Annotated in this window: 19 protein-coding genes; 10 read left to right on the forward strand and 9 right to left on the reverse strand. The window is 69.1% G+C overall.

The features are described from left to right. The first annotated feature begins 309 nt into the window (after positions 1-309). Entirely contained in the window at positions 310-1,764 is a 1,455-nt protein-coding gene (locus tag F8M74_RS29360; RefSeq protein WP_141257106.1) for a POT family MFS transporter, read from the forward strand. A 157-nt stretch (positions 1,765-1,921) separates the two neighbouring features. On the opposite strand, the gene F8M74_RS29365 is transcribed toward F8M74_RS29360, so the two are convergent. The 4 genes from F8M74_RS29365 to F8M74_RS29380 form a co-directional block, all read right to left on the reverse strand. Further along, a complete protein-coding gene (locus F8M74_RS29365; protein WP_141257107.1) occupies positions 1,922-3,310 on the reverse strand; it encodes a peptide MFS transporter in 1,389 nt (462 codons plus the stop codon). Positions 3,311-3,468: 158 nt separating this feature from the next. After that, on the reverse strand, positions 3,469-6,381 hold the full coding sequence (locus F8M74_RS29370; RefSeq protein ID WP_141257108.1) for an ATP-binding protein: 2,913 nt from the start codon (positions 6,379-6,381) through the stop codon (positions 3,469-3,471). Further along, positions 6,378-7,166 (reverse strand): methyltransferase domain-containing protein, encoded by a 789-nt coding sequence (locus tag F8M74_RS29375; RefSeq protein WP_141257109.1) that lies wholly within the window; start codon positions 7,164-7,166, stop codon positions 6,378-6,380. The genes F8M74_RS29370 and F8M74_RS29375 overlap by 4 nt, the downstream gene beginning before the upstream one ends. Next, on the reverse strand, positions 7,163-9,577 hold the full coding sequence (locus F8M74_RS29380) for a hypothetical protein (protein ID WP_141257110.1): 2,415 nt from the start codon (positions 9,575-9,577) through the stop codon (positions 7,163-7,165). The genes F8M74_RS29375 and F8M74_RS29380 overlap by 4 nt, the downstream gene beginning before the upstream one ends. 354 nt (positions 9,578-9,931) lie before the next feature. Between F8M74_RS29380 and nadA the strand changes: the two genes are divergently transcribed. From nadA to F8M74_RS29395, 3 genes are all read left to right on the forward strand, one after another. Further along, positions 9,932-10,864: a quinolinate synthase NadA gene (gene nadA, locus F8M74_RS29385; RefSeq protein WP_141257111.1), complete on the forward strand. Its 933-nt coding sequence runs from the start codon at positions 9,932-9,934 to the stop codon at positions 10,862-10,864. 78 nt (positions 10,865-10,942) lie between these two features. Further along, positions 10,943-11,542: a hypothetical protein gene (locus F8M74_RS29390; RefSeq protein WP_141257112.1), complete on the forward strand. Its 600-nt coding sequence runs from the start codon at positions 10,943-10,945 to the stop codon at positions 11,540-11,542. A gap of 138 nt (positions 11,543-11,680) precedes the next feature. Beyond that, positions 11,681-12,415: a class I SAM-dependent methyltransferase gene (locus F8M74_RS29395; protein ID WP_141257115.1), complete on the forward strand. Its 735-nt coding sequence runs from the start codon at positions 11,681-11,683 to the stop codon at positions 12,413-12,415. Here F8M74_RS29395 and F8M74_RS29400 read toward each other — a convergent pair. Then, on the reverse strand, positions 12,408-12,776 hold the full coding sequence (locus F8M74_RS29400; RefSeq protein ID WP_141257113.1) for a metallothionein: 369 nt from the start codon (positions 12,774-12,776) through the stop codon (positions 12,408-12,410). The two genes, F8M74_RS29395 and F8M74_RS29400, sit on opposite strands and share 8 nt — an antisense overlap. A gap of 174 nt (positions 12,777-12,950) precedes the next feature. Between F8M74_RS29400 and F8M74_RS29405 the strand changes: the two genes are divergently transcribed. Further along, complete coding sequence (locus tag F8M74_RS29405) at positions 12,951-14,519, forward strand: hypothetical protein (protein ID WP_171410435.1); 1,569 nt, start codon at positions 12,951-12,953, stop codon at positions 14,517-14,519. Between the two features lie 92 nt (positions 14,520-14,611). Next, positions 14,612-15,817, forward strand: coding sequence for a hypothetical protein (locus F8M74_RS29410; RefSeq protein WP_141616950.1), 1,206 nt, complete (start codon positions 14,612-14,614; stop codon positions 15,815-15,817). A 25-nt stretch (positions 15,818-15,842) separates the two neighbouring features. On the opposite strand, the gene F8M74_RS29415 is transcribed toward F8M74_RS29410, so the two are convergent. The 3 genes from F8M74_RS29415 to F8M74_RS29425 all read right to left on the reverse strand — a co-directional run bounded on the left by F8M74_RS29415 (position 15,843) and on the right by F8M74_RS29425 (position 20,565). Continuing rightward, a complete protein-coding gene (locus F8M74_RS29415) occupies positions 15,843-16,589 on the reverse strand; it encodes a hypothetical protein (protein ID WP_141256438.1) in 747 nt (248 codons plus the stop codon). Between the two features lie 219 nt (positions 16,590-16,808). Then, positions 16,809-19,262, reverse strand: coding sequence for a serine/threonine-protein kinase (locus F8M74_RS29420; protein ID WP_141256439.1), 2,454 nt, complete (start codon positions 19,260-19,262; stop codon positions 16,809-16,811). Positions 19,263-19,467: 205 nt separating this feature from the next. Next, on the reverse strand, positions 19,468-20,565 hold the full coding sequence (locus F8M74_RS29425) for a hypothetical protein (protein WP_228560876.1): 1,098 nt from the start codon (positions 20,563-20,565) through the stop codon (positions 19,468-19,470). Between the two features lie 548 nt (positions 20,566-21,113). Here F8M74_RS29425 and F8M74_RS29435 point away from each other — a divergent pair. From F8M74_RS29435 to F8M74_RS29445, 3 genes are all read left to right on the forward strand, one after another. After that, on the forward strand, positions 21,114-21,935 hold the full coding sequence (locus F8M74_RS29435) for a glycerophosphodiester phosphodiesterase (RefSeq protein ID WP_141256441.1): 822 nt from the start codon (positions 21,114-21,116) through the stop codon (positions 21,933-21,935). 11 nt (positions 21,936-21,946) lie between these two features. Then, a complete protein-coding gene (locus tag F8M74_RS29440) occupies positions 21,947-22,684 on the forward strand; it encodes a deoxynucleoside kinase (protein ID WP_141256442.1) in 738 nt (245 codons plus the stop codon). A gap of 125 nt (positions 22,685-22,809) precedes the next feature. Further along, positions 22,810-23,328 (forward strand): acyl-CoA thioesterase, encoded by a 519-nt coding sequence (locus tag F8M74_RS29445; protein WP_011552660.1) that lies wholly within the window; start codon positions 22,810-22,812, stop codon positions 23,326-23,328. Between the two features lie 78 nt (positions 23,329-23,406). Here F8M74_RS29445 and F8M74_RS29450 read toward each other — a convergent pair whose 3' ends face one another. Then, positions 23,407-23,796 carry an iron-sulfur cluster assembly accessory protein gene (locus tag F8M74_RS29450; RefSeq protein ID WP_141256443.1) on the reverse strand — a complete coding sequence of 130 codons (390 nt, stop codon included), beginning with the start codon at positions 23,794-23,796 and terminating at the stop codon, positions 23,407-23,409. A gap of 81 nt (positions 23,797-23,877) precedes the next feature. Here F8M74_RS29450 and F8M74_RS29455 point away from each other — a divergent pair. Beyond that, a partial coding sequence (locus tag F8M74_RS29455; protein ID WP_205604102.1) for a ThiF family adenylyltransferase occupies positions 23,878-24,769 on the forward strand: 892 nt, incomplete at its 3' end.

Consider the following 24,769-nt stretch of genomic DNA (forward strand, 5'->3'; position numbering starts at 1 on the left):
GGGGTGCCTTCATTCACCCCCATCCCCTCGCACCACCTTGGAGGAAAGACATCATGGGAAATGATAGGGATATTCCAATGCCTGTCAAACCCAGGCAGGCGACTTGAGTTGTATTAACAAACACACACGCCCACCGGAATGACGCAGGCAGTCGGGCGGGAGATTTCCGACGGGGGTGCGGCCAGGAAAGCGCTGGGTGGCGCGGCGGGGCCCTTTCGTTCGGTGGAGTCCCGGCGGCCCGTTGGGTAGGGTGCCGCTTCTCAGAATCTAGGAGCCCCCACCTTTCGTCACGAGGGAGCACCCCGTCGCATGGCCCAGGCAACCGCCGCGCAGAGCAACAAGTTCCCGCCGCAAATCCCCTTCATCATCGGTAACGAGGCGTGTGAGCGCTTCAGCTTCTACGGGATGCGGAACATCCTCACGGTGTTCCTCATCGACTACCTGCTGCGCACGCAGATACCGGACAACGCGCTGCGGGAGGCGGAAGCGAAGAGCCTGATGCACACGTTCATGGCGGGCGTGTACTTCTTCCCGCTCATCGGCGGCTACCTGGCGGACCGGTTCTTCGGGAAGTACCGCATCATCCTGGGCCTGAGCCTGATCTACTGCCTGGGCCACGCGTGCCTCGCCATCTTCGAGAACAACGTCACGGGGTTCTTCACGGGCCTGGCGCTCATCGCCATTGGCAGTGGCGGAATCAAACCCTGCGTGGCGGCCATGGTGGGGGACCAGTTCAACGAGTCCAACAGCCACCTGGTGAAGAAGGTCTTCGCCATCTTCTACTGGACCATCAACTTCGGCTCGTTCTTCGCGTCGCTGTTCATCCCCCTGCTGCTCAAGCACTTCGGGCCGTCGGTGGCCTTCGGCATCCCCGGGGTGCTGATGTTCATCGCGACGTTCATCTTCTGGGCGGGCCGTCACAAGTACGTCCGGGTGCCGGCCACGGGCGCCAACCCGCACAGCTTCTTCAAGGTGGTGGCCAGCGCGCTGCGCAACCGGGGCCAGGGCGGCAGCTGGCTGGACGGCGCGAAGCGGGAGCACCCCGAGGAGGCCGTGGACGGCGTGAAGGCGGTGTTCAAGGTGAGCGCGCTGCTGCTCCCCTTCGTGCCCTTCTTCTGGATGCTCTTCGACCAGAAGGCGTCCACGTGGGTGGTGCAGGCCCGGGCCATGGACCCGCAGGTGGGGCCGTTCACCTTCCAGGCCAGCCAGATGCAGTTCGTGAATCCGCTGCTGGTGATGATTCTCATCCCCTTCCTGACGGCCGTCGTCTACCCGGCCTTCCAGCGCTTCGGCTGGGAGCTGACGCCGCTGCGGCGCATGCCCCTGGGGCTGGTGGTGGGCGCGCTGTCGTTCATCATCGCCGGCATCTTCCAGGTCACCATGGAAGGCGGCACGACGCTGAACATCGCGTGGCAGATTCTGCCGTACATCGTGCTGACGCTGGGCGAAATCCTGATGTCCACCACGGGCCTGGAGTTCGCGTACACGCAGGCCCCTCGCGAGATGAAGGGCACCATCCAGAGCGTGTGGCTGGTGACGAACACGCTGGCCAACGCGGCGGTGGCCATCACCGCGAAGCTCAACGTCTTCACGGGCTCCGGGCAGTTCTTCTTCTACGCCGGCTTCGCCCTGGTGGCCGCAGTGGGAATGGCCCTGGTGGCCCGCCGCTACGTGGTGCGTGACTACTACCAGACGTCCGCGTCCATCCCCACCGAGGAGCGCTCCGCTGCCGGCGTGACGCCCGGCTCGGCGAAGTCCGCGTAGCCAGGCGGTCAGCCCGCGCAGTGAACGCCGGTGCACCCGTGAGGTGTGCCGGCGTTTGTGCTTCAGGCGTGGCGCCAGCAGCCCGCGAACAGAAACGCCGGCGCCCCCATCGGGACGCCGGCGTCTGGACTTCAATCAGGGGGGAGTCCGCGACCTCTCAGGCCGCCGCCACCGAGCCGCCCTGCTGCGCGGAGGTGGGCGCGGCGGGCTTCACCTCGTCCGTGCCGTGCATCATCCGCTTGAGGATGGGCGACACGACGAGCAGCAGCACGCCGGCGATGCCCGTTCCCACGGAGATGTAGAGGAACACGCTGAACTCGCCCAGCTTCTCCGAGTAGCCACCGAAGACACCGGCCAGCTTGTTGGCCGCCGCGTTCGCGAGGAACCACACGCCCATCATCGCGGAGACGATGCGCGCCGGCGCCACCTTGGTCACCATGGACAGGCCCACGGGCGACAGGCACAGCTCACCCATGGTGTGCAGCAGGTAGGCCATCACCACCCACCACGCCGCCGCCTTGCCCGTCGAGGCGCTCTCGCTGGAGGCGCCCAGCATGAAGAGGAAGCCGGCGGAGAGGAACAGCAGGCCCATGCTCATCTTCACCGGGATGCTCGGGTCCTTGCCGCGCGCGGCCAGCCAGCTCCACAGGCCGGCGAAAATCGGCGCCAACGTGACGATGAAGATGGAGTTGAAGTTCTGGAACCAGGTCGTCGGCACTTCCCAACCCAGGATGCCGCGGTCCACCTTCGCGTTCGTGTAGAGGTTCATCAAACCGCCGGCCTGCTCGAACCCCGTCCAGAAGGCGACGACGAACAGCGCCATGATGAAGATGACGAGGATGCGGTCGAACTCATCGCGGGTGAAGCCCGACTTCTCCGGGGTGCCCGGCTTCGCCTCGGCGGCGGCCACCATCCGCTCCGGCACCAAACCCACCTGGCCCAGCAGCTTGCTCTGCAGCGACACGAAGGCGATCAGGCCCAGGAGCATGCCCACGCCGGCGGCGCCGAAGCCCCAGTGCCAGCCCACGCGCTCACCCAGCGTGCCGCAGATGAAGTTGCCGAGCACCGCGCCCAGGTTGATGCCCATGTAGAAGATGGTGAAGGCGCTGTCGCGGCGGCCGTCACCGGGCGCGTACAGCCCGCCCACCATGGTGGAGATGTTCGGCTTGAAGAAGCCGTTGCCGATGATGAGGAAGCCCAGGCCCGCGTAGAACATCGTCACGCTGGGCAAGGCCAGGATGAGGTGGCCTATCATCATCAACACGCCACCGAGCACCACCGCCCGGCGCTGCCCCATGTAGCGGTCCGCGATGAAGCCGCCGGCGATGGGCGTCAGGTACACCAGGCCCGTATAGGTACCGTAGAGGCTGAGTGCGTCCGCGGTGGACCAGCCAAATCCTCCGTTGACCTTGCTCGTGAGGAAGAGCACGAGCAGGCCACGCATGCCGTAATACGACATGCGCTCCCACATCTCAGTGAAGAACAGGAGGTAGAGCCCTCGCGGGTGCCCCTTGCGGGCATCACCCGCGGCTACGGTGCCTTGCATGCAGGTCGTTTCCTTGAAAAAGGAGAGGTGCGACGAAAAAGTGGCGTGACTGTAGCAGACACGCGGGCCGTGCCCAGGAGGACACCTGAGCGGATAGGGAATTCCCCTTCTCTGCCGCCCGGACGCCGTGGGCCCGGGCGGGGCCTTTGCGTCCTGCGTCAGCCCAGGCGGCCGACGCGCGGCTCGGGCGCGAGGTCGGGCAGACCTCCCGTGACACGGGGCGCCACGGGGCGCAGCGGCAGGCGGACCTCTACCTGCGTGCCCTCCCCCGGAACGCTGCTCAGGCCAATGCTCCCGCCGTGCTGGATGATGATGCGGCGGCTGAGCGCCAACCCCAACCCCGTCCCCTCGCCCGCCGCGCGGGTGGAGAAGAAGGGCTGGAAGAGGCGCTCCATGTCCTCCGGGCGGATGCCCACCCCGTCATCACCGATGGTGACGATGGCCTCCTCCGCCGTGTTGGCCGTGGAGATGCGCACGCGGCCCTTGTCGCCCACCGCGCGCAGGGCGTTGTCCAGGAGGTTGAGCCACACCTGGTTCAGGGCGCCTGGGTTGCCCCGGATGGGCTCGCTGCAGTGGTACGCGCGCTCCACCTTGACGCCCGGCGGCACCTTCCACGCCAGCACGCTCAGGGTGGAGTCCAGCGACGAGTCCAGGGACAGCACCACCGGGGACTCGCTGGTGCGCGTGAAGGAGAGCAGGGATTCGGCCAGGTGGCGGATGCGCTGGCCACACTCCTCCACCACCTCCAGCATGGCCTTGCTCAGCTCCACGTCGGCGGAGCCACCCGTCAGCATGTCCTTGAGCGGCAGCAGCGCGTTCATCAGCCCGTTGAGCGGATTGCGCACCTCATGCGCGAAGCCAGACGTGAGCAGGCCGATGGCCGCCAGCCGCTCGTTCTCCGCGGCGCGCACGGCCGCCTCGCGCAGGCGCAGCTGGGTTTCGATGCGCGCCAGCAGCTCGTTCGGGCTGAACGGCTTGCCCAGGTAGTCATTGGCCCCAGTGCCCAGGCCCTCCACCTTGGCCGACACCTCCTGGCGCGCGGTGAGGAGGATGACGGGGATGTCCACCGTCTGCGGGTCATTGCGCAGGGCGGTCAGCATCTGCAGGCCGGACATGACGGGCATCATCACGTCCGACAGGATGAGGTCCGGCCGCTCGCGCAGCGCGCGCTGCCGCCCGTCGTCGCCGTTGATGGCCTCCAGCACCCGGTAGTGCTGGGCCAGCAACCGGGCGAGGAAGCTCCGAATCTCCGGGTCATCCTCCACCACCATGATGCGGGGCGCCTCGGGCCCCGGCCCCGCGTGGTCCCTGGCCGGCGGAGGCGCCGCGCCCAGGGCATCCGGCCCCGTCGGCTCCAGCGAGGGGAAGGCCCCGGAGATGCGGCGCTCGCGCCGCACGGGCATGACGGCCTGACGGCGCTCGCGCAAATCCTCGCGGATGTGCGCGGTGCCCTTGGGCAGCCGCACGTAGAAGACGGAGCCGTGCCCCAGCTCGCTCGTCACGGAGATGCCGCCGGCGTGCAGCTCCAGCGTCTCCTTCACCAGCGCCAGGCCGATACCCGAGCCACCAAAGCGCCGGGTGCCGCTGTTATCCGCCTGGGAGAAGCGGTCGAAGATGACGGAGATGTCCTGCGGGGCGATGCCCTGGCCGGAGTCCTCCACCTCGACGTGCACCTCCGAGTCGTCCTCGCGCACGCGCACCGTCACCCCACCCTTCTGGGTGAACTTCAGCGCGTTGCCGAGCAGGTTCTGGAAGACGATGTCGATGCGCTCGTGGTCCACATGGACGGGCGTCACCGTGGCGCCCTCCAGCCGCAGCGTCACGCCCTGCCGCTCCGCCATGGTGTGGAACGGTGGCACCACCGTGCTCAGGAAGCCGAACAGCTCCAGCGGCTGGTAGCGCAGCCGCGCCTTGCCCGACTCCAGCTGCGCCAGGTCCAGCAGGTTGTTGATGAGCCGCAGCAGGCGCTGCGCGCTGCGCTCCATGTTCGTCACCAGCGGAGGCACCTCCGATGGCAACGACTCCGCCTGCTTCGCCAGCGCCTCCAGCGTCAGCAGGATGAGCGTGAGCGGCGTGCGCAGCTCGTGGCTGACGTTGTCGAAGAACTCGCTCTTGAGCCGGTCCAGCTCCTGCTGCCGCGTGAGCGACGCTTCCAACTTCGTATTGGCCTCGGACAGCTCCTGCGTCCGCTCGGCCACGCGGTCCTCGAGCGCCTTGTTGGCGGCGAAGATCTCCTCGTTGCGCCGCTGCAGGTCCTCCAGGGACGTCTGCAGGCCCTGGTGCTGCTCCGACAGCTTCTCGTCCTTGCGCAGCAGGGCCGCCCGCGTGTCCAGCCATGCCCCCGCCGCCACGCCCACCATGCCCAGGGAGCTGACCGCGAAGATGGGAGGCGCCAGGTTCAACGTGCCCGACAGCAGGCCGGCCACCATGCCCGCCATGCCGCCCACGATGTAGCGCCACGCCAGGGGCGGCAGGCTCTGCCAGCGGATGTCGTACTCGCAGCAGTCCGCCCCATCCACCTGGCAGCGCAGCTCCTTCACCTCCGCCAGGGGCAGGTTCCAGATGGCGGGGAACGCGGACAGGTTGCCCTGGCGCGCGCGGCAGAAGTTGCGATCTCTTTCGCGGATGCGGCTGACGTAGCGCACCTTTACCCGCGAGTCGGTGAGCGTGTCGATGTGGAAGCCGCCCACGCGGTTGTACGTGTGGTCCAGCTCCAGCGCGCGCTCGTAGACGCTGCGCGGCGTGGCCAGCGCCTTCATCATGTAATAGAGGAAGCCCACCGCCTCTGGACTGGCGATGCTGCGCCCCGCCTTCGTCATGAAGTCCGGATCACCGGAGTCCTTGTCGAGCACGTCGAAGAGCCGCTCGGTGAACCCCACGGAGACGAAGTTGGTGAGCGTCTCCACGTACGCCAACGTCAGCGGCAGCTCCTCGCGCTGCCACACCCGCACCAGCCGGTCCCGGCCGTAGGTCCGCTCGTAGTACAACATCACGCTGCGCAGCATCCGGACACTCAGCTCGGGTGTGTCGGGGGCTGACGGTGCGGAGGCCAGTTCCGCGGGGACGGTCAACGCTTCACTCCTTCGGTCGTCAACACCATCGCATATTTGAGGGTGTCGGCGTCGTCCAGGAGTGCGAGGAAGCGTTCACAGAAAGCGTCATAGGGGCCGGCGCCCCCGAAGAAGGGCTCGGCGAGCGGGCGCAGCGTCCGGAAGCGGATGACCCAGTCCTCGCGGAGCCGCGCGTCCACCGCGCCCGCCGCCACGTAGAACGGGGAGATGTGAACGCGCACGTCCACCAACCCGGCCTTGCGGAACAGGTGGAACAGCTTGCGGCCCGCGTGCAGGTCGAAGCGCGCCGCGCGCAGGGCGGCGAGCAGCTTCTGGCTCTCCTCCTGGAGGTCCTCCGGAAAGGGCCAGTTCCACAGCCCCACCCCGTCGATGTCCGCCACCACCACACGCCCACCGGGACGGACCACGCGCACCAGCTCCGCCAGCGCGGGGCCCGGCTCTCCCAGGTACTCGAAGACGTACTGGCACCAGACGTAGTCGAAGTGGTCGGCGGGCAGATGTGTATCCGGCAGCGCGCCCTGACGCAGCTCCACATTGGGCCTGCCCGCCAGCAGTCCCCGGGCCGCCGCCAGGTGTTCGGCCTGCGGCTCGATGCCCACCACGCGGCCGTGCGGCCCCACCACGTCCAGCATCTCCGAGGTGATGACGCCGGGACCACAGCCCACATCCAGTGCGGCGTCCCCGGGCTTCAGCCCGGTGAGCCTCAGCCGCTCCGCGTAGGAGGTGGCGCTCGCCTGCGCTTGCAGGCGGTGCACCTCCTGGGCCGACTCCATCAGGTAGGTCATGCCGCGATGTCCTTGTCATCCACCCGGCTACCACCCCGGCCATGGGCCGCCAGCCGCTCGAAGACGGCGAGCAGGTAGGCATTCCAGTCACGCACGAGCCGGCGGTGGGCCGTGAACTCCATCACCTTGCCCAGGTTGTGGAAACCCAGTGTCTCCAGGGCGGGCAGGTCCGCGTCCGAGGCCAGGCACTCCGCGGTGGAGCGGCCGCGCCGGGCCGAGTCCGCCACCGCGTGTGTCACCAGCGCCTGGCGCACGGCATCCGCTTCCCGTGCATCCGGCTCCACCATGACGAGCGAGAAGGCGTTGTACCACTCCGCCCAGAAGAGACCGGGCGACGCGTCCTCCATGAGGACGAACCCCTGGGGGCCGTCCTTGCCCTCCACCAGGGCGATGCCGCGCGAGCGCCGCAGCCGCGCGTCCGAGTAGCGCCCGCCCAGCGTCCCCATGGTCATCTCGCCCTCCACCAGGTCCGAGCTGCGCAGCCGCACCACGTCCTGCGTCTCCCGCAGGTGCTGCTCCAGCCAGCGCAGGTCGGACGTCTCCGCGGGGCGCACGCGCAAATCGCTCCGAGGCGGCGGCAGCGCAGCGTCCACGGGGAGCCGGCACGGCGTGAAGGCATGCAGGCAGCTCAGGCCCGGGCGCTCCAACCGGCTGGCGATGGCGCCATAGATTCGCGACGTCCACCGGTTGCGGCAGCGCCACAGCGCGCGCAGGTACTCCACATCGTCCAGGCTCTCCGCGTAGTCGGCAGCGAGCGCCACCAGTTCCTGGGAGATGGATTCGTGCCGGTGGTAGCCCGGCCGCACCACCAGGTGCTGCGACAGCCAGGTGCGCGAGTAGATGCGCAGCCCGGAGATGTGGCCGTAGAGCCGGCCCTCACGCTGATAGACGATGGCCTTGGACAGGCCGTGGATGCCGCTACCCAGCCGCTGGTGCGCGTCCACCAGCGGCTCGGGCGTCACCGTCTCGTGGAAGGGGTAGTCGGGAAAGCGGACGTCCGCGGAGCGGAACAAGTCCCACACGTCGGAAAAGGGCAGCTCGGACGCATCACGCGCATCGGGACACCGCGCCTTGATGAAGGCGTCCAGGATGGCGGCGCGGGCCTCCGGCGCCAGCTCCAGGATGCGCAGGCCGCAGCGGCGCGGGCGGCTCATGCTGGCGCCCTCCTCCGTCACCGTGAGCTGCCCGGTGTCCTGCACCTGGGCGCGGCAGCGCGAGCGCGTGCCGTCCGGCAGCTGCAGCATCACGTCGTCCAGCACCAGCCCCGGCGGGAAGGCCTCCCGGCCCGCGTCGAAGGGAAAGGCGAAGCCGCCGGTGTGCAGGTCCAACAGCGGGCGGACGATGGCCTCCCCCGTCAGCGGCGAATTGAAGGACACCGCGAAGGGCCGCTCCGCGGAGGAGCGGAAGCGCAGGCTGTTGCGGCGGTGGTGCAGGCTCAGCGTGCGCGGCAGGGCCACCTCCACCTGGTTCGGCTCCGAGGCCAGCACCGCCGTGGTGCCCACATGACACACGCCGCCGAAGTCCAGGCACAGCCGCACCACGTCTCCTGGATGGAAGAGCGTGCCCGGCTGCGACTGCTCGCGCAGCACCAGGCGGGACTCCTCCGGCAGCACCTCCGCGCGGGAGAAGTCCACCAACCGGTTGCCTTCGTGCGTGCGCAGCCCGAAGCCCACCCCCGCGCGCACGGCGCGGCGCAGCAGGCCGCGGATGCGCACCGAGTCGTTGAGCAGCGGCGCGGCAGAGGAGCGAGCGTGCTCCACGGGGCGCTCCAGCGACACGCCCAGGTGGAAGCCCTGGCCTTCGTGCGCGCGCAGCGGGCGCACCATGCGCACCGTGGCATGGCCGGCGCGCAGCACCAGCGTGTCGCCCCGCAGCACCTGGAGCCCTTCCAGTTCCGTGCCCGGCGTGAGCCGCTCGATGCGCACGCTGGACTCCAGGCGCAGGCCCAGTCCTCCCGTGGCCACGTCGAGAAGCCGCGCGCGGAACGTCGTGCCATCCGCCGTGAAGCAGGCCTCCAGGACGCCGTGCGGCTCGCGGCGCTCGGACTCTCGCAGCTCCAGCAATTCCTGGACGGCGCGGCGAAGCGCCGGGCTGGGGTCATCCTCCAGCGTGAAGAACATGTGCCCCGCGGCGGCCACGTCCACCAGGCTGTGGTGGGCCTGCGCATTGTCCCTGGGGCAGAGCACCGCGCGGATCGAGCGCGGGGTGTAGCGCTCCAAATCCTTCAACAACCGGGGAAAGATGTCCGGATGCGTCAACACCAGCGCGGGAGCGGTTTTCGTGAGGAATTCGACCGCCTCCTGCCGGTTGGAGGCCTCGAGCACTTCGTAGCCATCCAGCAAGGCGCGGAGCCGTCCACGACGCTCCGCCTCCGGATGCACGACCAGCACTGCGCGCGTCGTCACGGTCATATGTCCTCCTCCACCGGGTCAGAGCCGCCTGCCCCCGGATGAACCACTTCACGGGTCGGAATGTGACCGCCAGCCTCCACCGCCCCGCCGGACCTTCCGACGGCGACCCCTCACATTCCCCCCGTGGTTCGAAGTTCCCAGATGCAATGGCCGAACCGCATGCGCGGCGTCCGGCCCGGCTCGCCATCTTACCGGACCTCATGGGGAAGGGAGTGCCCCAGCATGAGGACAGGGCGGATGTTGGAAAAGGGCCGCCCGCTTGATTCGGGGCCACCCGGGCATCAGCAAAGTGGGGCAAACCGCACCCTGGCCGGCACTTCAAGTCCCGGTTAAAGGTGGGACTCGGGAGGTGCCATGCGCGCCGAAGTCGACTACGCGAAGGAAATCCAGGAGTTCAAGCGTTCCATGAACGCAGTCATCCTGGCGCACTATTACCAGGAGAGCGAAGTTCAGGACCTCGCGGATTTCGTGGGCGACAGCCTGGCGCTGGCGCAAGCCGCGGCGAGCACGAAGGCAGACGTCATCGTCTTCTGTGGCGTCCACTTCATGGCGGAGACGGCGAAGATTCTCAATCCGTCCCGGCAGGTGCTGTTGCCGGATCTCAAGGCCGGCTGTTCGCTGTCGGACCGGTGCCCGCCGGGAGCCTTCAAGGCGTTCAAGGACAAACATCCGAACGCCTTCGTGGTGAGCTACGTCAACAGCTCCGCCGCGGTGAAGGCCATGAGCGACGTCATCTGCACGTCGTCCAACGCGGTGAAAATCGTGAACCAGGTGCCGAAGGACCGGCAGATTCTCTTCGCGCCGGACCAGCACCTGGGCCGCTACGTGATGAAACAGACGGGCCGCGACATGGTGCTGTGGCCGGGCAGCTGCATCGTCCACGAAATCTTCAGCGAGAAGAAACTGGTGCAGCTGAAGGTGGAGTATCCGGAGGCGGAAGTGGTGGCCCACCCCGAGTGTGAGCAGGCGGTGCTGCGCCACGCGGACTTCATCGGCTCCACCAAGGCGATTCTGGATTACGCGGTGCGTAGCCCGAAGCAGCAGTTCATCGTGGTGACGGAGGCGGGCATCATCCACCAGATGAAGCGGGCCGCGCCGAACAAGACGTTCATTCCCGCGCCGCCGGACAACGGCTGCGCGTGCAATGAGTGCCCGTACATGCGGCTGAACACGCTGGAGAAACTCTGGCGGTGCATGAAGGAGCGCACGCCCGAGCTGACCATGCCCGAGGACCTGCGCGAGGGTGCTCGCGCGCCGCTGCAACGCATGCTGGACTGGTCTCAGTAGTCCGCGGATAAACGGCAGCAGCGGACATTTGCCAACTCGCGTCTTGCACCCCGCGAAACACAATGCGATGGAGCCACCGTGGCCTTCCGATTCCTCGCAGTCCCCGCGCACCGACTGGTGAACTTCCCCCAGGCGTTGCCGGACGATGAGCGCCTCGAGCCGGAGCTGCCTCCGGTCCATGAGGCGGTGGAGCGCGCGCTCACCGGCGCTGAATTCCGAGACATGCGAGCCAAGGACAGGCTGCGCACCCTGCTACAGGGGGACCGTCCCCCGTCGCTGGGCGCGCCCGAGACGGGCTTCGGCCCGTCCGCCATCTTCGCGCATCCCCCCCAGGACCTCCCGGCGCTGCTGCGGTTGGCGGACGAGTTGGAGAACCTGGCGCGCCGCGAGGCGGGTGAGCGCGCCCTGGTGTGGAAGTGCGGAGATTGCGGCGCCCGGTACGCGGTGCCGGTGGCCCTGGTGCGCCAGGTGTCCATCCGTTGCGAGCGCTGCGGCACGCCGGTGGAGCTGGCGGCCACGCGCAGCCTGGGTGAGGAGTCCCTCATCGACCCGTTCCTGGGCGCGGTGAATCACAGCCGCCGGGAGCTGGCCGCCTTCTTCCGCGAGGCCATGGCTCGCGGCTGGCCGGTGCTGGTGGCCGAGGACAAGCGCGTGCCACGCACGCAGCCCTCGGCCTGACGGCGTCCGGCGGAAAACGGGTTCTCGCGCCGCACGGGGGACGGTAGCCTTGCCAGCCCCATGCGGCGCGCGCTCGTTCCCCTCCTGCGATGTCCCCGGTGCCGGCGTGGCGCCCTCCAGCCGGAGGTAGACGCCCCGGTGCTCTTCTTCGGCCCGCTGCGCTGCCAGGCGTGCGGCGCCAGCCACCCAGTGGCCGAGGGCGTCGCCGACCTGGTGGTGGACCCCGCCGCGTCCGGCCCGCTGCAGCGTGGCCTGGAGCAGCGCTGGGTGGCGCGCTCCTATGAGCGCTACATGCGCCCCGTGCTCCAGCGCGCCCTCACCCGCCAGCCGCTGGATGGCGACAGCGAATTCGTCCTCTACCGCAGCCTCCTGGGCAAACCCGAAGGCACCGTGTTGGACGTGGGCTGCGGCACGGGGCTGCTCGCGCGGCGGCTGGCACATGAGCCCGACGCGCCGCCCGTGGCCGCGCTCGACCTGTCCCGCGCCATGCTGGAAGAGGGCGTGGCCCAGGTGCGCGAGGCCGGCGTCGCCGTGGACTTCCTGCGCGCCGAAGCCCCCTACCTCCCCTTCCACGACGGTGTGCTGGGCGCGGTGTTGATGAGTGACGCGCTGCCCTTCGTCGCGGACCTGTCCCGGATGATGATGGAGGTCCACCGCGTACTGCGTCCCGGAGGCCGCTGGGTGGCCAGCACCTACGCTTCGCCGGGAGCGCCTCGGGCGCTGCTCCACCGCGGCGTGGGCCTGCATCCACGAGGGGAGGCCGAATTGCGCCGGGAGGCCGCGGCGGCGGGCTTCGTGCGCTTCGAGCGCGTGTCCCTGCCGTCGCTGCTGATAGTGAAGGCGGAGAAGGGCTCCGCCCAGACGCCTAGATGAAGATGCCCGCGGACGCGTCGTAGCGCGCCTCGTCAAGCTGCAGGTTCGCGGGCTGGCCGCGCAGCGCGTCCATCACCTGGCGCTTGGGCTTCTTGCACTTGCTGCAGTCGCACGAGCCCTTCTTGCACGTGCAGTCCGCCTTGCTGCCGCACTGGCACTTGGCGGCGATGAGCGAGTCCAGCACATCCAACGGGCGCTCCACGCCGCTGGTGGAGGGCTCGACAGCCTTCGGCGTGGCCTCCGCGGCCTTCGCTTCCGGGGCCGGACGCCGGTGGGCCTCGCAGGCCTCCGCCGCGCCCGGCGCCAGGAGCAGGCCGCTCGCCATCAGCCCTCCGGCCACCCACATTCCGATGCGCGTCATGTTGCTCTCCTTGGGGCACTCCAGGCGCCCCTGCTCAAACGGCGCCTATACCGCAGCCCTCCCCGACTGCCAAGGCCGACAGCCATACCTTTGTCTACCTGGAAAACAGGCGCTGGCCGGGTTGCAAGGACGGCTCGCCGTGCAGGGAGGCGCCGCGTACAGTCCGCGCCGTCCGTGACGCCCCGACACTCCCGCCTCGTCCATGCCGCCGCGCTCGTCCTGGGGGTGCTCCCCCTGTGGGTGTCGCGCCACCTGCCCCTGGTGGACCTGCCCCAGCACCTGTACCTCATCTCCGTCCTGCACCGGCTGGATGACCCCACCACGCTGTACCCGCAGCTGTTCGCCGCGCGTCACGCGCTGACGCCGTACCTGGGCTACTACTACCTGGTCAGCGGCCTCAACTGGCTGCTGCCGCTGGAGATGGCCAACCGCGTCTTCCTCTCCGCCTACGTGGTGGGCCTGCCGCTCAGCCTCGGCTTCCTGCTGCGCAGCCTGGGCCGACCCACGTGGCCCGCACTGCTGGCACTGCCCTTCGCCTACGGCGACAGCTTCAACTGGGGCTTCATCAACTACTGCGCCGCGCTGCCGCTGACGCTGCTGTGCTGCGGCCTCTTCGTGCGGACGCTGGAGGACACGCCTCGCCGCCGGACATGGGGCATCGGGTTGGCGGTGTGTCTGGTGGCGGTGCTCCTCTTCCATGTGCAGGCCTTCGGGTTCCTCGCCTTTGGACTGCCCTTGTTGCTGCTCACCACGCGCGTGCCCGAGGACGCACAAGCCCATGGGCTCGCCGCGCGGCTGCGGCCTCGCGTGCCCGCGCTGCTGGGGGTGGTGCCCGGCGTCGCGCTGTTCCTCGGCTGGGTGGTGCTTCGCTTCGGCGAGCCCGCGGATATCCAGCCCGGGGTGCCCTGGAAGGCGTGGGGCCCCACATTCTCCCCACAGAACCTGGCGTGGAAGGGCTTCGAGCAGAACCGCGCCGAGTTCTTCCAGGTGCTCGCCAACACCTTCCGGGATGGCTCGGACCGGTGGGCCCTGTATGCCGTGGGCGCGGTGGCGGTGGCGGGCTGGGTCGCGGGGCTGCTGAGGCCGGAGCGCTCCGGCACACAGGGCCTGGTGGCGCGCTCGCGGCTGATGGGGCTGGGCCTGCTGGCCCTGGCGCTCTACTTTCTGCTGCCCTTCGACATCCGCGGCTACGTCTACTACCTCAACACGCGCTACGCGCACCTGGCCGCCGCGCTCCTGGTGGCCACCGTCCCGGCGGCCATTCCCGCATGGCGAAGGCCCCTGCGCGTCGCCGCCCTGGGCTGCGCAGTGGTGCTGGCTTTCGTCATGGCGCGCGGCTACCGCGCCTTCTCTCGGGAGGCGCAGGCCGAATGGGGGCCGCTGGTGGCCGCCACCGCCCCGCGCCCACGTGTCATGGGGTTGATGTTCGACCCCGGCTCCCGGGTGGTGCGACAGCCCGTCTTCATCCACAGCGCGGCGGTGCTGGCCCGGGCGCGCGGTGGCGTGCCCAACTTCACCTTCGCGTCCACGCCGCACTCCCCGCTGCGCTACACCGGAGAGGAGCCCCCCACCTTCCCCTCCGAGTGGCGGCCGCAGCAGATGGACTACGAGCGGCAGGGCGTCTGGTACGACCACTTCCTCGTACGCGGTGCGTCGCCGTCGCGAGTGTTCGGTCCGCGGCTCCAATCCGAGCTGGCCGTGGTGGCGGAGCCCGGCAAGAGCGCGCTGGTGCGCCGGCGCTGAGTCCTCCGCCGCTCGCGGCACTGTGACCTGGTGGGCGCCATGCCCGCGCGGGGCATGCCCCGGGACGGGCGCCGTGCAGTAGAAGGTCCGGTATGAGTTCCTCCTCTTCGGACCCTCGCTCCCTGCTGGACGCCCTGCGCTCCGGCGCGCCGCTGCCCGCCTTTCCCGCCGAAGCGGTGGAGTCCGCCCGCGCCATGGCGCGCGACGTGTCTCAGGCCGCCCTCACCCGCGTGGAGGCCCTTCCGGAGCCCCTGGCCCTGGCCGTGCTCGAGGCCGCCGTGTCGGACGGGCACACCGTCCTGCCGGAGGCCCTGTCGTCCTCGTCGGTGAAGCCCCTGGTCAAGGCCGCGAAGAAGGCGCTGTACCAGCTTCGCTCGCGGGGCGTCGCCGTGGCCGGGCCCGCGCGTGCCGCCCCGGCCGAGCCGCCCCCCGCCGCCCCCGAGGCCCTCAACGCGCTCGCCAGCGCCGTCACCGGTGGCGGCGAGCGAGCGCTCGTGCTGGCACGGGTGCTGCGCGGCGCGGGCGTGGAGGTGGTGCAGATGCAGCTGTCCGACGAGCGCGGCGTGGTGGCGCTCCAGTTGGGCGACAGGAATCGCGCCACCTGGCGGAAGCTGGTGAAGGACGGGCTGGCCCACGGCGGCATCGTGGAGCTGCCGCGCGAGGAAGCCGCGGCCCTGCTGGCCGAGGCCGCCGGCACCAACCTGCGCACCCGCACGCCCTTCCCCAAAGGACTGGACGTGGTGCTGCGCCACTTTGGTGTCCAGCCGCAGCAGTCGCCCACGGAGCTGCCTCCGCCCGAGCCCGAGGACATCCGCCGCGCACAGGAAGCCGACGTCCTCCACGACACCGTGGAGCTGGCTTCGTGGCTGCCTCCGGAGCCCGACATGCAGGTCCTGGTGCAGAAGATGGACGAAGTGATGCACAGCCCGCTGTCGCTGAGCGACGTGCAGCGCCAGGAGCAGCTCCAGGCGGCGGTGCTCGGCGTGGCCCGGGACTTCTTCACCCCCGAAGTGCGCCAGCGCTACGCGCTGCGGCTGTGGCGGATGGCGGACTACTTCGAGCGGAGCAGCCGCTCACGCGAGGCGGACATCGCCCGGGCCGAGGCCCGCCGGCTCTTCCATGGGGCCCAGGAGCCCTTCTCCCGCTTCGCCGAGCGGCTCTTCGAGAAGGTGCTGGCCCTGGTGGCCGCCGCCGGGGCGCGGGCCGGTGCACGGCCCGGCGCGGACACCGGCCCCGCGGAGGCCGCGCCTGCCCCCACGCTGGAGCGGCGCAGCCCCGGCGGGCTCATCATCCCCTGAGCACAGGGGACCCACGCACGGCCACTCAGGCCGGCGTCACGCGGGCACGCAGGAGCAGGTCCAGGTTCTCCCGCTCCCACGCGAGGGCGCGGGCGTAGTCGTGGAACTGCTTCTCGTGCTCCATCAGCTCGGGCGGGTGGATGCAGCGCCGCCCGTCGTCGCCCTTCCGCGTCCGGTACACGTGGTGGAGCATCTCGTGGAAGACAATCCACTCCACGAAGTAGCGGGGCACCACCGGCTGGTCCAACGCCGGGTGGATGCGGATGACCTTCGAATCCGCGGAGTAGGAGCCCATCTTGATGCTCTTGCGAGGCCCCTTCACCCGCGGCGCCGGGCCGTAGGTGATGGCCGCGTCGATGCGACCCTCGAAGTAGCGCTCGTTCAGCCGGACGTAGATGCGCTCCAAATCGTGGTGCTGCCCCACGGGCTCCAGCCGGATGCGCTTGCGCATCTGCGCCGGAGACAAGCGCCGGATGTAGACGCGGTTGCGCTCGATGAACTTGTCCAGCAGCACGCTGGCGTCCGGGTCACCCTTGCGCACGAAGCTGGCGAGCGCCTGCACCACGTCGTCCGGAGCGACCAGGAACATGTGGTGCAGCCGAAGCCGCCACATGGCCCGCTGGCGTTGGAACGTCAGCATGGTGTGCGTGTTGTCGTGAATCTCCAACGCCACCTTCGCGCGAAGGCGCGTACGCAGCCGGCGTTCGAGCACGCGACGCCAGACCTTCAAGAGCCTGTTGGGCTCGGGGACGAGGGGAACCTGCCGGGCCACCCGGCCGGCCGTGTAACTCCGCTTCCTGATTACGTTTTTCTGACTCTTCGGGCGCGCCATAAGGGTTCCGGATTCTACGGACCCGTCTGACATGTGTAAACGCGCTCGGGGAGGCGAAAACCCTGGAATTCCAACGACTTAAGGCCACTCAAGCCCACCAGGGCCCACTTGTCCGCCGCTGGGGCAGGATGCCGCATACCCTTCAAACGCCCGATGTCACTAGCGTCGCTTCTTGCATGGAATCTGCAGGACGAGCGGCCCCTCGCTCGCCGGCTCTATGAGGTAGGGTTTTGTACCCTTCGGCTTCCGACGTCCCGGGCACTGGTAGCTCACCCGGATGGGGCCCGCGGGCAGTGAGACGAGGGTGTTGATGGGGAGGCGCTCGCCCCCCTCGCGCCGCAGCACCGTACGGGCGGGAGCATCGAAACGGACGCTCACCCGAGAGACTTCGGCGGTGGCCGCGGGCGGTGCGTCCGCGTTGGCCTCAGGGGACGTTGGTGCTCCCGGCTCCGGAGGCTTCGCCGGTTCAGCCGGCGCCGCCGCTTCCGGGCGTCCGTCGTCTTGCGCCACGGGGGGCGTGTTCGTGAGTCTGGCGGCAGGCAGCGCCTGTCCCGTGGCGGGCCGGACGACGGGTGACGCCGTTCCCTGCGGCTCCAGTGCGCCGACCGACAAGTCCTGAGGCGGCCTCGCCGATGCTCCGTGCGCGCCGACCAAGAACCACCACGTCAGGCCAATGCCCAGGGCGAGCAGCCCCACGACGCACGCCACCACCAGCGCCACCGGACGCTTGCGCTTGGGCGGCATGGCCCGCGTGTCGGCGGTGAACTCGCCCGAGTCCCCGCCATAGCCCATGGTGGACTCGTCATCGTCCGGATCATCCCGGAGCGTGGGCCGAGGGTCCGTGTACTCCAGCGAGGACCGGCTCAGGTCGGTATGGAGGAAGTCTTCGTCGTCCTCGTCCTTGTGCCGGGCGCCTCGGGACGGCGGCGGGCTCCGCGGTGGTGGCGGCCGCTGATTCACCGTGGCGGGAGTCAGGGAGACGGACTGGGAGAGCTCCAGGTCCAGCGAGAATGCGCGACGCGGAGGCACCGGCGTGATGGACACGGAAGGAGCTGCGTCCTCCTCCGGCGGAGGGGGCCGGCGCGAGGCCGCCACGTGGGAGGGAGACGACGGGCCGGGGCGACGCGTGCGGGACGGCTCCGCCACACGCGCCGGAGGAGGCGCCATGTGCGGCGCGGAGCGGCGAACCGGAGCCGGAGGTGTCGCGGCAGGACGGGATGGAATGTCCTTGGGTCGACTCCGCTGCGGCACGGTGGACTCACCGTCGCCCATGTCCAGGTCCTCCACCACCAGCGCGGCGGCCCGGTAACCCACGGGCGTGGTGGCGACGGCGGTGGACATCTCCGAATCCTCATCGTCGTCATCCGCCTGGAGGGCAGGCAGGTCGCGCGGGCGCGCCATCAGCGTGGCGGGCTCGGGCTCGTCGCCGGAGAAGGACACCGGCACCGAGTCCCGGGATGCGCGGCGAGGCGTAGGCCGGGCGGTGAGGCCGGGCGTGAGCTGCGCGCTGGGCACCGAGGCCAGGTCGGACTCGGGCGTGGTAGAGGACAGCGTGGGGGCGGTGGACTCCAGCGCGGACGGGCGCCGCGGCGGCTCGGCGTCCTGGGAGAGCCGCGCGCCTTGCAGTGGCACGGTGGCTTCACGCCGGCCGAGGCCCTTGGCCTCGGGGATGTGGAGGATGGTGCGCTCCTCCTCCTCGCCCAGCAGCCGGCCGATGTACTCCGACACGTCCAGACTCTGCCGAAGGGTGCCGGAGGCGAGGAAGGCCTCCAGCGCGTCGTGCACCTCCGACGCGCGCTGGTAGCGCAGGGCGCGGTCCTTGGTGAGGCAGCGCATGACGATGCGCGAGAGCGCTGGCGGGTAATCGTCGCGAATGAGGTGCGGCGGCGCTGGGTCCTCATAGCGGATGGCGTAGAGGATGCCCTCCGTCGTCGGCTTGGCGAAGGGCTGCCGGCCGGTGGTGATTTCGTACAGCATGGTGCCCAGCGCGAAGATGTCCGCGCGGTGGTCCAGCCGCTCCTGCGACACCTGCTCCGGCGCCAGATAGAGGAACTTGCCCTTGATGACGCCCGGCTTGCTGCGTTCCATGAACGCGCCCGCCTTGGCGATGCCGAAGTCGACCAGCTTGACGCGTCCGTCGTAGCCGATCATCACGTTCTGCGGGCTGACGTCGCGGTGGATCAACTCCAGCGGGCGCCCATCCACGCCGCGGCTGTGGTGCGCGTAATCCAGGCCGGCGGCCACCTGCGCGCAGATGCGCGCGGCCACGCCATAGGGCACCGTGGCGCCAAACTTGGACTCCTCGGCCATGACGCGCCGCAGGTCCACGCCCTCCACGTACTCCATCGCGATGAAGATGTTGTCGCCCTCCTTCCCCAGCTCGTGCACCTGCACGATGTTGGGGTGGTGGAGCTGCGCGGCGATGCGCGCCTCGTCCAGGAACATCTGGACGAACTCGGGCTCCTCCGAGAGGTACGGGAGGATGCGCTTGAGCACCACCAGCTCGGGGTCCGGCGGCCGCTGGGACAGGAACAGCTCCGCCATGCCTCCCACGGCGAGCCGCTTGATCAGCAGGTAGTTACCGAACGGAATGGCCGTCTGGGGCGAGCTCACGAAGAAAGGCCGTCTGTCAGAAGGTGAATGGACTGGACTTTTCCGGAGCTTACCCACAATCACCGGCTCCTGGGAGCCAGGGACCCGCTTCGGTGGGTTCCGGACACCCACCCCGCCTTCCGGGCCCAAAAAGAAGCCGCCCCTCCCCGGATGGGCGAGGGGCGGCCGAATCAACCGACGAGGGACACACCCTCGTCGCGGGCCCTTACTCCGTCTGGGCGCCGGGGGCGGCCGGACGAAGCGTCTCGGGCTCGGTGACCACACCCTGCAGGTCGTCACACCCCTCGGGGTAGAGCACCGTCGTCCACGTGTTCGTCGTGCCGGGGATCACGCCCGCGTCATTGAAGCAGCTGAACGTGCTGGTGCCACCGTCCATGCAGGGCGCGTGGGTGAAGGTGTCCCACACGCCGCGGATGCCATCCGGGAAGGTCACGGAGCCACCGTCGTTCACCATGACGCGGTAGTCGCAGCGCGGCGTGCCACCATCGGTCGTCGTACCGAAGGTGGTGAGGTTGTTCACGAGCACGCCGCCGGAGACCTCGAAGCCGAAGTGCATGTCGTCTTCGCCACCATCGGGAGTGGCGAGCCGCTTCATGGCCATGGGATTGGCGTCAGTCAGAGTCAGCGGCCCCTGGATGTGGACACGAGCGCCCAGGTGCTCCAGGTTGGGCCGGCCGTCGCCACCATCCGCGTTACCGAAGCCGTTGTCGATGCTGACCGCGATGTCGTTGGGCGGTGTCATCGTGCCCGTCTTGGTGATGACCATCGGGGTGGCTTCGCTTGCGCCGCGGAAGTCGAAGTTATTCTTCAGGACCTTGCGGTAGCCCTCGCGGTCCCGGAAGCGGCTGTTGTTCTGGACGTAGCCCTGGATGGTCACGATGTCGCCCTTCGCAGGCACGTACGTGGTCGGCGGATCCGTCCGGTACTTCTGGACGAAGATGCCGTCCTGAGCGTTGTTCGGATCAGCCACCCAGAAGTCCGCCGAAACGCCCGTGTCCTTCGAAGAGACGTAGACCACCGTCGTGACGACGACGCCCTCCAGGATGATCTGAGGACGGTCGCCCAGAAGGCGCGCCTCGCGGATGGTCACCGTCTGAATGCCCGCGTCACCCGTGCCCGCGTCACCCGTACCCGCGTCCCCCGTGCCCGCGTCGCCGGTCCCAGAGTCCGGGCTACAGGTGCCGAGGCAGCCAGCGTCCGGCAGCGGATCCGTATCGTCGTCACGGCCAGAACAGCCAGCCATGGATGCCATCGTCGCCGCGGTCACCAGCGCCGCCGCGCCTAGCGTCTTGCGCAGTTGCATTTCGAGAATCTCCATTCGTTACGGCGCCGCGGTTCGTGAACACCGACGCCTGTCGGCCAGGGGTTGGCGCCTTATACCGGTGCCTCGAGGGGGGCGGCAAGGAAGCCTCCTTGTCGGAGGTGTCAGTCTGGTGAAATCGCGACCCTTCCTGTTGCGCCGAGTGAACGATTCCTGCGACCGCTTGTCTGTCGTGAAATCCAGACTGCCGTGACGCACCGTGCGTGTTCGCGAGCCAGCGCGTGGCGCTTACGTCAGCGATCATCGCGGGCTGAGGGTCCATGCAGCCGGATTCCCGTCCGGCGATGGGAACACCACCGCCAGACGCGTGCACGTCAGGGCGTGGACCGGCGACGCCTGGCTGCCGCTTGGCCCTGCGCCCAGTGCGATTCCGGGGTCCAACGGCGCCGCCACGGTGTCGCTCCAGTTGGATACGGACGGCACCCCCTGGGTGGCATGGGACGCCAGCCCTGGCGGCGCCCCTGCACGAATCTTCGTCTACCGCTTCAACCGCTAGCCAGCCCCACGCCGCCAGTCGCTACACTGGAGGCATGGCATCCTCTCCCCTCCCCTTCCTCCGCGGCCTGCGGCCCACGCTGCACATCGCCCACCGTGGAGGCGCGGCCGTGGCGCCGGAGAACACGCTGGCGGCATTCCGGCAGGCCGTGGAGCGCTATCGCACGGACATGCTGGAGCTCGACCTCCACCTCACCCGGGACGGGGAGCTCGTCGTTGCCCATGACGCCACGCTGGAGCGCTGCACGGACGGCACGGGCCCTCTGGCTGCGCTCACGCTGGCCGAACTCCAGCGGCTGGACGCGGGCTTCCACTTCACGCCCGATGAAGGCCGCACCTTCCCGTTCCGGGGCCAGGGCGTGCGCATCCCCAGCTTCCGCGAACTGCTGCGCGCCTTCCCCAACCTGCGCCTCAACGTGGAGCTCAAGCCGGATGTCCCCGGCATCGAGGACACCTTCGCCCAGGTGATTCAGGAGGAAGGCGCCCTGGAGCGGGTGTGCATGGGCAGCGAACTGGACACCGTGGCCGAGCGGCTGGCGGAGCGTCTCCCTTCCGCCTGCCACTTCTATCCCCGCGATGCACTCGCGGCCTTCGTCATCGCCCTGCGTGGCGGGGACACACCGCCGGAGGACCCGCGCTACACCGTGCTCGACATGCCGCTCTACTTCGGTGAGGTCCGGCTGGTGGACACGGACTTCCTCCAGCAGTGCGCGGCCCGGGGCAAGTGGGTCAACGTCTGGACGGTGGATGACCCGGAGGAGATGCAACAGCTCCTGGCGGAAGGCGTCGGCGGCATCATGACCGACCGGCCGGACGTCCTGAGGCAGATCATGGACGCCCCCTCGAAGCCGGGATAAGCCCCGGATTCATGCCTCGCACCACCGCTCGCACGCGCTCGAAGCCCGTCCAGGCCGCCCCCGCCCAGGAAGAGGCCCCCGCGGCCACCCCGCGTTCCCGCAACACGATGCGCGTCAAGGTGCCCAAGGCGCGGCGCTTCGTGGCGCTGGCGGGCAACATCGGCGCGGGCAAGACGACGGCGGCGAAGATGATCAGCCAGGCCTTCGGCTACGAACTGTTCGACGAGCCCGTCATCGACAACCGCTTCCTGCGTGACTACTACGCGGACATGACGCGGTGGTCCTTCACGCTCCAGCTCGAGTTCCTCATCCGGCGCGTCGAACACCACGAGCTCATCCATTCATACCGCCGCAGCTGCGTGCAGGACCGCACCCTGTACGAGGACCCGGAAATCTTCGCCAAGTACCTCCACGGCCTGGGGCACCTGACGAACGCGGAGCTGGACCTGTACTACGAGTACTTCCAGCGGCTATCGCGCCACATCATCCGGCCCGACAAGGTCATCTGCTTCGAGGTCGGCAGCGTGGAGGTGCTCCTCCAGCGCATCCGCACCCGGGGACGCGAGGAGGAGAAGGGCATCCGCCACCAGTTCCTTCGGGGCCTCAACGGCTACTACGCCAGCTTCCCCCTCGTGCTGCAGGAGAAGTACGGCGTGGACTGCCTCACCATGGACGTGTCGAAGCAGGACATCCGGCGAGGCCGGGGACGCGAGGAGTTCCTCGACCGCGTCTCCACCTTCCTGGCCTGAGCGCCGCGCCCGCGCCTGTCACCTGCGCGGACATTGTCTGGCCCATCGCGTTAGAGCTTGGGATATCCACCGGATGAACCGGCGCGGCCCGGCCGCAGGCTCCGTCCGACAACCCAAGGTGCGAGATGACCGACCTGAGCGCGAAGAATCCGAAGGACACGGAGGTGGTGATGACCCAGCTCATCCTGCCTCCGGACGCCAACAACCTGGATGCTGCCTTCGGCGGCAAGGTGATGCAGTGGATTGACATCTGCGGGGCCGTGGCCGCGCAGCGCCACTGCCGGCAGGTCGTGGTGACGGCCTCCATGGATGATTTGCACTTCCACGCCCCCATCAAGGTGGGCTGGGTCGCGCTGCTGCACGGCCGGGTGCTGGCCGCCTTCCGCACCTCCATGGAGGTGGGCGTCACCGTGCACGCGGAGAACCCGCTCACCGGCGAGCGTCACCTCACCACCAGCGCGCTGCTGACCTTCGTGGCCATCGACAAGGACGGCCAGCGCGTGCCGGTGCCTCCCCTGCTGATGGAGACGGATGCGGACCGCATGGCCTTCCAGGAGGCCCAGACACGCCGGACGCTGCGTCTGGCCCGGCAGAAGGAGAACCAGTCCTGGTTGAAGGTGATGACGCCCATCGCGGGTGCCTGACGCACGAAGGCCGGGCGAGGCATCCGCCTCGACCCGGCCTTCCCGCCCGCGTCACGGGCGATACCGCGGCGGTGCGGCTCAGGTCGTGAACGACGTGCCGCAGCCGCAGGAGGACTTCGCGTTCGGGTTGTTGAACTTGAAGCCCGCACCGGTAATGGCGGAGACGTAGTCAATCTCCGTGCCCCCGAGGTACTGGCTGCTCATCGGGTCGGAGGCGATCTTCACGCCGTCCTGCTCCCAGACGATGTCACCGGCCTTGGACTCCTTGACGAGGTTCAAGTCATAGCCCAGGCCGCTGCAGCCAGCGGGCACCACGCGGATGGAAAAGAAGTAGCCCTCGAAGCCTTGGGCATTGATGACGCTCTTCACCTGCTGGATGGCTGCGTCCGTCAGGCGCACGGCCACCGGAGTGGCCTGGGAAGCCGGCGAGGCGGCGGGGGCGGCGGAAGTCGTGGGGGTGCTGTCCATGTCCATGTCTCCTCTGGAGGACTTATAACGCCCGGGCCCGGAAAATCCATGGGCCCAGCCCCTGGGTTATATGCATCCGACATGGCTCGGACCTTCCAGACGCTGCTGGCCGGAGTGAAACAGGAGATTCGAGAGGTCTCCGTGGACGACGTGAAGCGGCTGCTGGACGAACGGGCCTCCGTGCGGCTGCTGGACGTCCGGGAGGCGGACGAATACGCCGGTGGCCGGCTGCCCGGCGCCCTCCATATTCCCAGGGGTTACCTGGAGTTACGCATCGAAAGCCAGGTCCAGCGTGACGAGGAGCTGGTCGTCTACTGCGCCGGGGGCACCCGCTCCGCCCTGGCCGCCAAGACGCTGAAGGAGCTGGGGTACGAGCGGGTGGCCTCCCTGGCCGGCGGCTACAACCGGTGGAGTGACGCCGCCCTGCCGGTGGAGAAGCCCTTCGTCCTCACCGCCGAGCAGAAGGAGCGCTACCGCCGCCACCTGAGCCTCCCTGAGGTAGGTGAGGCCGGCCAGGCAAAGCTGCTTCAAGCCCGCGTCCTGCTGCTGGGGGCCGGCGGGCTGGGCTCGCCGGCGGCGCTGTACCTCGCGGCCGCGGGCGTCGGAACGCTGGGCATCGTCGACTCGGATGTGGTCGACCTGAGCAACCTCCAGCGGCAGGTCATCCACACCCGCGAGCGCCAGGGCCAGCCCAAGGTGGCCAGCGCCCGAGCCGCCATCGAGGCGCTCAATCCGGACGTGAAGGTGGTGGGCTTCGAGGAGCGCCTCACCTCGCACAACGTGTTGACGATTCTGGAGGGCTTCGACCTGGTGCTGGATGGCGGGGACAACTTCCCCACGAGGTACCTACTCAATGACGCGTGCGTCATGCTCGGCAAGCCCAACGTCCACGGCTCCATCTTCCGCTTCGAGGGACAGGTGACGTCCTTCGTCCCCGGCCAGGGCCCCTGCTACCGCTGCCTCTACCCCGCCC

The sequence above is a fragment of the Myxococcus sp. CA023 genome (genome assembly GCF_010998615.1).
Taxonomy (GTDB): Bacteria; Myxococcota; Myxococcia; order Myxococcales; family Myxococcaceae; genus Myxococcus.

Excerpts from the sequence above, each read along its gene's own strand:
- F8M74_RS29360 (WP_141257106.1), top strand. The coding sequence starts at position 310 with ATGGCCCAGGCAACCGCCGCGCAGAGCAACAAGTTCCCGCCGCAAATC.
- F8M74_RS29365 (WP_141257107.1), bottom strand. The coding sequence starts at position 3,310 with ATGCAAGGCACCGTAGCCGCGGGTGATGCCCGCAAGGGGCACCCGCGA.
- F8M74_RS29375 (WP_141257109.1), bottom strand. The coding sequence starts at position 7,166 with ATGACCTACCTGATGGAGTCGGCCCAGGAGGTGCACCGCCTGCAAGCG.
- F8M74_RS29380 (WP_141257110.1), bottom strand. The coding sequence starts at position 9,577 with ATGACCGTGACGACGCGCGCAGTGCTGGTCGTGCATCCGGAGGCGGAG.
- nadA (WP_141257111.1), top strand. The coding sequence starts at position 9,932 with ATGCGCGCCGAAGTCGACTACGCGAAGGAAATCCAGGAGTTCAAGCGT.
- F8M74_RS29400 (WP_141257113.1), bottom strand. The coding sequence starts at position 12,776 with ATGACGCGCATCGGAATGTGGGTGGCCGGAGGGCTGATGGCGAGCGGC.
- F8M74_RS29410 (WP_141616950.1), top strand. The coding sequence starts at position 14,612 with ATGAGTTCCTCCTCTTCGGACCCTCGCTCCCTGCTGGACGCCCTGCGC.
- F8M74_RS29425 (WP_228560876.1), bottom strand. The coding sequence starts at position 20,565 with ATGCAACTGCGCAAGACGCTAGGCGCGGCGGCGCTGGTGACCGCGGCG.
- F8M74_RS29435 (WP_141256441.1), top strand. The coding sequence starts at position 21,114 with ATGGCATCCTCTCCCCTCCCCTTCCTCCGCGGCCTGCGGCCCACGCTG.
- F8M74_RS29440 (WP_141256442.1), top strand. The coding sequence starts at position 21,947 with ATGCCTCGCACCACCGCTCGCACGCGCTCGAAGCCCGTCCAGGCCGCC.
- F8M74_RS29445 (WP_011552660.1), top strand. The coding sequence starts at position 22,810 with ATGACCGACCTGAGCGCGAAGAATCCGAAGGACACGGAGGTGGTGATG.
- F8M74_RS29450 (WP_141256443.1), bottom strand. The coding sequence starts at position 23,796 with ATGGACAGCACCCCCACGACTTCCGCCGCCCCCGCCGCCTCGCCGGCT.